At 67.7% G+C, this 6,820-nt stretch carries 4 protein-coding genes; 3 read left to right on the plus strand and 1 reads right to left on the minus strand.

The window, feature by feature from the left end; genetic code table 11:
* Nucleotides 1–124: 124 nt before the first annotated feature.
* A complete protein-coding gene (locus tag FJU31_RS15770; RefSeq protein ID WP_150455573.1) occupies nt 125–2,452 on the plus strand; it encodes a TonB-dependent receptor in 2,328 nt (775 codons plus the stop codon).
* Between the two features lie 196 nt (nt 2,453–2,648).
* Here FJU31_RS15770 and rnd read toward each other — a convergent pair whose 3' ends face one another.
* Nucleotides 2,649–3,728, minus strand: a complete 1,080-nt coding sequence (rnd, locus tag FJU31_RS15775) for a ribonuclease D (RefSeq protein WP_150455574.1) — start codon at nt 3,726–3,728, stop codon at nt 2,649–2,651.
* 84 nt (nt 3,729–3,812) lie between these two features.
* On the opposite strand from rnd, the gene FJU31_RS15780 reads away from it, so the two are divergent.
* Entirely contained in the window at nt 3,813–5,684 is a 1,872-nt protein-coding gene (locus FJU31_RS15780) for a formylglycine-generating enzyme family protein (protein WP_150455575.1), read from the plus strand.
* A gap of 78 nt (nt 5,685–5,762) precedes the next feature.
* Nucleotides 5,763–6,656, plus strand: a complete 894-nt coding sequence (locus FJU31_RS15785; RefSeq protein WP_150455576.1) for a M48 family metallopeptidase — start codon at nt 5,763–5,765, stop codon at nt 6,654–6,656.
* Nucleotides 6,657–6,820 lie beyond the last annotated feature (164 nt).

The following is a 6,820-nucleotide window of genomic DNA, read 5'->3' on the forward strand; positions in this document are numbered from 1 at the left end:
GGACTGCGACGGGGTGCGCAACGAAATCGTAACAATTCGGGCGATAATGAGCGCTTGCGCAGCGTCTCCCTTTTTCTACCGCCCGGCTCGCGCAGGCCGCACGGATGCCTCCTCAGAGCTCTCGATGCCTTCTCATACCGATTCCCGCCGTTCGTCGGGCATGTCGTCCGTTGTTACTTTCCGTCGCCATCCGCTGGCCCTGGCCTGTGCGGGCCTGGCCCTGGCCGCCAGCTTCGGTGCCGCCGCGCAGGACCACGCGCCGAGCGCGACCGCGCTGGACACGATCACCGTGACCGCCGAGCACCGCGAACAGAACCTGCAGGAAGTGCCGGTGTCGGTGGGCGTGGTGCAGGGCGAGCGCATGCGCGACTTCACCGCCGGCGGCGACGACACCCTGCTGGCGCTGTCCGGCCGCGTGCCGAGCCTGTATGCGGAAACCACCACCGGCCGCATTTTCCCGCGCTTCTACATCCGCGGCCTGGGCAACATCGACTTCTACCTGGGTGCCTCGCAGCCGGTGTCGATCATCCAGGACGATGTGGTGCTGGAACACGTGGTGCTGAAGTCCAACCCGGTCTATGACGTGGACCAGGTGGAAGTGCTGCGCGGCCCGCAGGGCTCGCTGTTCGGCCGCAACACCACCGCTGGCATCGTCAAGTTCGACACCCTGAAGCCGACCGACGAGTATACCGGCCGCGTCAGCGCCAGCTACGCCAGCTACAACAGTGTCTCGGTCGATGGTGGCTTCGGCGGCCCGATCAACGACATCGCCTCCTTCCGCGTGTCGGCCCTGTACCAGCACCGCGACGACTACGTCGACAACACCTACACCGGCCCCAGCGCCGATGGCACGGTCAGCCCGAGGAAGAACGCCATGGGCGGCTTCGACGACCGCAACGTGCGCGCGCAGCTGCTGCTCAAGCCCAGCGACCAGTTCTCGATCCTGGCCTCGGCCCACGCCCGCGACTACGACGGCACTTCGACCCTGTTCCTGCGCAACGCGCTGACCAAGGGCTCGAACCAGACCGACGTGCCGCGCGACAAGGTCGCCTACGACGAAGCCGGCAACAACCCGCAGGCCTACAAGACCTACGGCGGCTCGGTGAAGGCGCGTTATGACTTCGGCGCGGTCGACTTCACTTCGATCACCGCCTACGAAACCACCTCCGGATACAGCCGTGGCGACACCGACGGCGGCGCCGCGGTGAACTTCCCGGTCAACGGCGTGCCGAACGGCTACGGCCAGTCGATGGGCCAGATCCGCGACCTGGACCAGTGGACCCAGGAATTCCGCCTGGCCAGCCATGACGACAACGCCCTGCAGTGGCAGGCCGGCGCGTTCTACTTCAACGGCAGCGACACCACCGACTTCTACCAGCGCGCCTGGTTCCTGCAGGGCGCGGCCCGCAACCCGAACAACTGGGTGCGCCTGCGCAACAAGAACACCTCGTGGGCCGGTTTCGGCCAGATCAGCTATGCCTTCACCGACAGGTTCAGCATCACCGCCGGCCTGCGCCAGACCAAGGACGAGAAGCACACCCGTCTGCTGAAGACCGCGGACACCGCGGCCGGCGTGGTCACCTACAAGGGCCGTACGGACGTGAAGATGTCCGATACCACCCCGAGCTGGGACCTGAGCGCGATGTACCAGTTCAACTCGAACGTGAGCGTCTACGCGAAGGTGGCACGTGGCTTCCGTGGCCCGACCATCCAGGGCCGTTCGGCCGTGTTCAACGCCGACTTCACCACCGCCGATTCGGAAACGATCCTGTCGTGGGAAGCGGGCGTAAAGAGCAGCCTGTGGGACAACCGCCTGCGCCTGAACGCCACCGCGTTCACCTACACCGTCAACGACATCCAGCTCAACGGCAACGATTCGGACGGCAACGGCGTGCTGTTCAACGCCGACAAGGCCAAGGCCTACGGCTTTGAAGCCGACATGGAACTGCGCCCGATCCCGAACCTGACCCTGAGCGCCGGCCTGAGCCTGCTGCACAGCGAGATCCAGGACAAGCGAGTGTATGCGCAGGTCTGCGCGCTGAACGGCGCCGTGGTGTGCACGGTGAACGACCCGACCATCAGGGTCGGTGCGAACACTTTTGCCCAGATCGACGGCAACCCGCTGCCGAACGCGCCGAAGTACAACGTTAACTTCGCTGCGCGTTATGACTTCCCGGTCAGCGATGCCGGCACCATGTTCGTGTCCACCGACTGGAACAAGCAGGGTTACACCAGCTTCGTCCTGTACGACAGCAAGGAGTTCAACTCCAAGGGTGATTTCGAAGGCGGCCTGAAGCTCGGTTACTCCGGCAACTACGGTGCCTACGAAGTGGCGCTGTTCGCGCGCAACATCACCAACGAGAAGAACCTCAAGGGCGTGATCGAGAACTACATGGCCGCGGTCTACAACGAACCGCGCACCGTAGGTGTCTCGCTGAACATGAACTGGTAAGCACCGGTTCCATGCAGCACCCGGCAACGCCCCGCACCCGCGGGGCGTTGTCGTTTCCGCGAGCGGATGGACGAGCGGGGTAGAGTCGACTGTCAGTCGACTGCTCCAGCGGTCCAGCTTTAGTCGACCAACGGTCGACTCTACCCTGCCGGGATGTGGTGCTGATGGCGCTGGCGTGGTCAGGTGCCTTGTGCCATCAACGTGCCGGCAGCAAGGCCTGCAGGCGGGCTTCCAGTTCCTGCTGGCGCCAGCCGGCGAGGGCCGCCGGCCACTGGTGGCGCTCCAGGTAGCTTTCCAGGTGCTTGCGCGAGGCCAGCACGCCGTCGGCCAGGCCCAGTTCGCGGCTGCGCTCGGCCACCGCATCCTGCAGCTTCTTCACCAGCTGCTTGTTGGTGTCGGTGGCCTGCATGGCCAGCGGCGCATCGGCTTCGTCGTCCAGCGGCGTGGACAGCGCCTGCCAGACCGCGCCGGCCAGCTTGCGCGGTGCCTTCGGGAACTGCTCGAACAGCTTGCCCAGCGCGGCCGCATCGGCTGGCGGCGTGCGCGCGAGGGTTGCGGCCAGTTCGTTGTCCAGGATCCAGCTGCGCGGGCGGTCGCTGCTGCGTGCCTGCACGTCACGCCAGCGCAGCAGGCGCAGCAGGCGGTGCTGGGCCGGTGCATCGAGGAACTGCGCCGCACGCATGCCCAGGTGCGGCCAGCGCTCTTCATCATTGGCGACACTGGCCAGCAGGCGCTCGGCATCGTCGTGCAGCCACTGCTGGCGGCCCAGTGCCTGCAGCTTGCCGTCGATCGCATCATGCAGGGCGAACAGGTGCTCGACATCGTCGGCGGCGTACTGCAGCTGCGATTCGGACAGCGGCCGGCGCATCCAGTCCGAGCGGGTCTCACCCTTGGCCAGGGCGACACCGGTGATTTCCTGCACCAGCTTCTGGTAACCCATGCCGGCACCGATGCCGGCCAGCGCCGCGCCGATCTGGGTGTCGAACAGCGGCCGCGGCATCACCCCGCAGGTCCACTTGAAGGCCACCAGGTCTTCGCTGGCGCTGTGCATCACCTTGGTGATCGATTCGTCGGCCAGCCACGGCGCCAGCGCTTCGGGCATGCCGGGAATCAGCGGGTCGATCAGCAGGATGTCATCGCCGACGGCCATCTGCACCAGCGCGAGCTGCGGCCAGAAGGTGCGTTCACGGATGAATTCGGTGTCCAGGCCGATGCGGCTCGGGCGCTGCTGGCGGTACGTGTCCAGCTCGGCGGGGGTGGTGATCCAGGTTGCCACGGGTCAGGGCCTACTACTCGGGTTTGCTCAGGCAGGGGAGAATAGCCTAACGTCGGTCCGCGTCCGTGTTGAAGGAGCTCCCGCTTGCGTTTTCCGCTGTCGTCCGCGCTGTGCACCGCCCTGGCCGTGGCCCTGGTCGGCTGCACGCCGCCGCCTCCGGTGCCCGCGGACGGGGCCGGTGACGAGCGTCCGGCCCGGGAGCAGCCGGCACCGGCACCGGGGCAGGGCACGGTGACCATCGCCGATGACGATGCGGCCGAGAACATCCAGCAGTGGACGCCGCCGCGGGTGGACCGGCAGCAGCGCAGCCAGGCACAGCTGCGGCGTGCGGCCGAGCAGGCCTTCGCCCGCGACCACCTGTATGAGGATGCCGAGGCGGCCATTCCATTGTGGCTGGCCGTGCAGGAGGTCGACCCGGACGATCGCCAGGCCCGTGCCGGGCTGCAGCGTGCCCGGCAGCGCCTGCTGCAGCAGGCCGATGCGCTGTTGGCGCGGCCGCTGAAGCAGCGCGAAGCATTGGCCGAGGCCAGCCGCCAGGCGCTGGTGCTGCTGACCCTTGCCCCGAAGGACGAGAACGTGCGCGCGCTGCAGGGCCGGGTGGAGACCGCACAGCGCGTGGTGGCCTACAACCGTGCCGGTGAGGAGGACCTGCGTGCCGACCGCATCGGTGAAGACGGCGACGGTGCGATTCCCAACTTCCGTGAAGCCCTGGCCCTGGACGAGCACAACCGGCGTGCGCGGCAGGGCTTGGCCGCGGCCGAGAGCGGGCTGATCCGTCGTGCCGAGGACGCGGCGCGCGCGCGCGACTTCGCCAGCGCCGGTGCCTGGCTGGCCGAGGCCAGCAAAGTGCGCGATTCCTCGCCGACGATTGCCGATGCCTTCGAGCGCATCGAACAGATCCGTGCCGCCGCCCTGGTGCAGCTGCGCGACGGTGGTCTGCGCGACCTGACCACTCCGCAGGGCCTGAAGCCGGCGCGCGAGAAGTTGGCCGAAGCCCTGCGCATCGCCCTGCCGGGTGACCCGGTGGTGGCACAGCTGCGCGAGCGCATCGACCTGGCCACCCATTACGGCAGTTTCCGCCCCGGCCAGGTGTTCAGCGATGCGCTGCGTGACGGCGGCCGCGGCCCGCAGATGATCGTGGTGCCGCATGGCGGCTTCCAGATGGGCGCCGGCGATACCGAGCCTGGCGCCAGCGACGCCGAGCGGCCTTCGCACTACGTGCGCTTCGAGCGCGGCTTTGCGATGGCCATCACCGAGGTCACCGTGAGTGACTTCGAGCGCTACGTGAAGGCGACCAACGCCCGTCCGCGCGCGACGCGGCGTGGCCATTCGGTGGTCTACGACGAGCGCAGCGGCAACTTCATCCGCCGCAGCGGCGTGGACTGGCGCTCGGACTACGACGGCGGCCGGGCGATGGGCAATTCCCCGGTGATGCATGTGAGCGTGCGCGACGCCGAGAACTACGCTACGTGGCTGTCCGAGCAGACCGGGCGCTCCTACCGCCTGCCCAGCGAAGCCGAGTTCGAATACGCGATGCGCGGTGGCAACAGTGGCCGCTACCCCTGGGGTGATGCCGGCCTGCCGCCGGAAGGCAACGGCAACTTCACCGGCAGCCGCGACGTCTCGCCGTCGGGCCGGCACTGGCAGAACGCCTTCGTCGGCTATGGCGATGGCTGGTGGGGGCCGGCACCGGTGGCGACCTTCCAGGCCAATGCCTTCGGCCTGCATGACCTGTCCGGCAACCTCAGCGAGTGGGTGGCCGACTGCTGGCACGCCAGCTACCGGCGCGCGCCGTCCGATGGTGCGGCCTGGTTCAACCCCGGCTGCCGCTCTCGGGTGATCCGCGGTGGCAACTGGGCCAATGCCCCGGAACAGACCCGCGCCGCCTGGCGCCAGTCGCAGGATTCGGACACCACCAGCGCGCGCATCGGCTTCCGCCTGGTGCGCGGCATCTGATCAGACGCCGGCTTCACCTTTGAGCCCTAAGATGGCGCCGTCCCCGCTGTTCCGCGGGATCCGCCTGAAGGCCTGATGATGCGCAACGATTCCCCCTCACGCTCTCCGCAGCCTGGCCGCCGTGGCCTCTTCGGCAACATCCGCTGGTGGGTACTGCTGCTGGCGGCCGGCTACGCAGCGTTCTACTTCTTTTCCAATCGCGCTGTAGACCCTTATACCGGTGAGAAGGTGCTGATCGACAGCAGCCTGGATGCCAGCCAGGAAAAAGCGCTGGGCCTGCAGGCCTACCAGCAGATCCTCGCCGAAGAACCGCCGCTGCCCGCCGACGCGCCGATGTCCCGCGACATCCGCGCCATCGCCCAGCGCTTGATCGCCAAGGTGGACGTGGTGGAGACCTCGCTGGCGCAGGAACATGGGCTGCAGCCCGGACACTTCTCGCGCGATTTCGACTGGGAGGTCAACGTCATCCAGTCCGACCAGGCCAACGCGTTCTGCCTGCCGGGCGGCAAGATGGCGGTGTACACCGGCCTGGTGCCGGTGGCGCGCACGACCGATGCGATGGCGGTGGTGATGGGTCATGAGATTGCCCATGCATTGCTGCGCCATGGTGCGCAGCGGATGGCGCAGCAGAAGCTGACGCAGATCGGCCAGGTAGCAGGTGCGGCCAGCGGCATGGATGCGCAGCAGCAACAGATGATGATGTCGGCGATGGGCTATGGGTACCTGCTGCCATATGCGCGCAGCCACGAGACCCAGGCCGATGAGGTGGGGCTGATGCTGGCGGCAGCGGCATGTTTCGACCCGCGCGAGGCGGTGCCGTTGTGGGAGCGGATGGGGCAGGCGAGTGGCGGGCAGTCGCCGCCGGAGTTTTCCTCGACGCATCCCAACCCGGGGACGCGGATCCAGAACCTGCAGGCGCTGATGCCGAAGGCACTGGAGTACCGGCAGAAGTTCTGCGAGCAGGCGAAGTAGGGTGGTGTTCGGCAGGGCTTGCAGCCCTGCACCTGCAGAAGCCACGGCAACGGCAACGTCAAATGCGTGCCTTCCGTGGGTTGGCGGGGTGGGGGCCGGTGTGGGGGGCGGCGGGAGAAAAGACAAGTAGCCCCGCTCGCGCCCCCCCAGGCGCGCACCCCCCC

Source organism: Stenotrophomonas cyclobalanopsidis (genome assembly GCF_008710035.1).
Lineage (GTDB): Bacteria > Pseudomonadota > Gammaproteobacteria > Xanthomonadales > Xanthomonadaceae > Stenotrophomonas > Stenotrophomonas cyclobalanopsidis.

What these genes read in the sequence shown, in the direction of transcription:
- FJU31_RS15770 (WP_150455573.1), top strand. Translation starts at nt 125, where the DNA reads ATGCCTTCTCATACCGATTCCCGCCGTTCGTCGGGCATGTCGTCCGTT.
- FJU31_RS15785 (WP_150455576.1), top strand. Translation starts at nt 5,763, where the DNA reads ATGCGCAACGATTCCCCCTCACGCTCTCCGCAGCCTGGCCGCCGTGGC.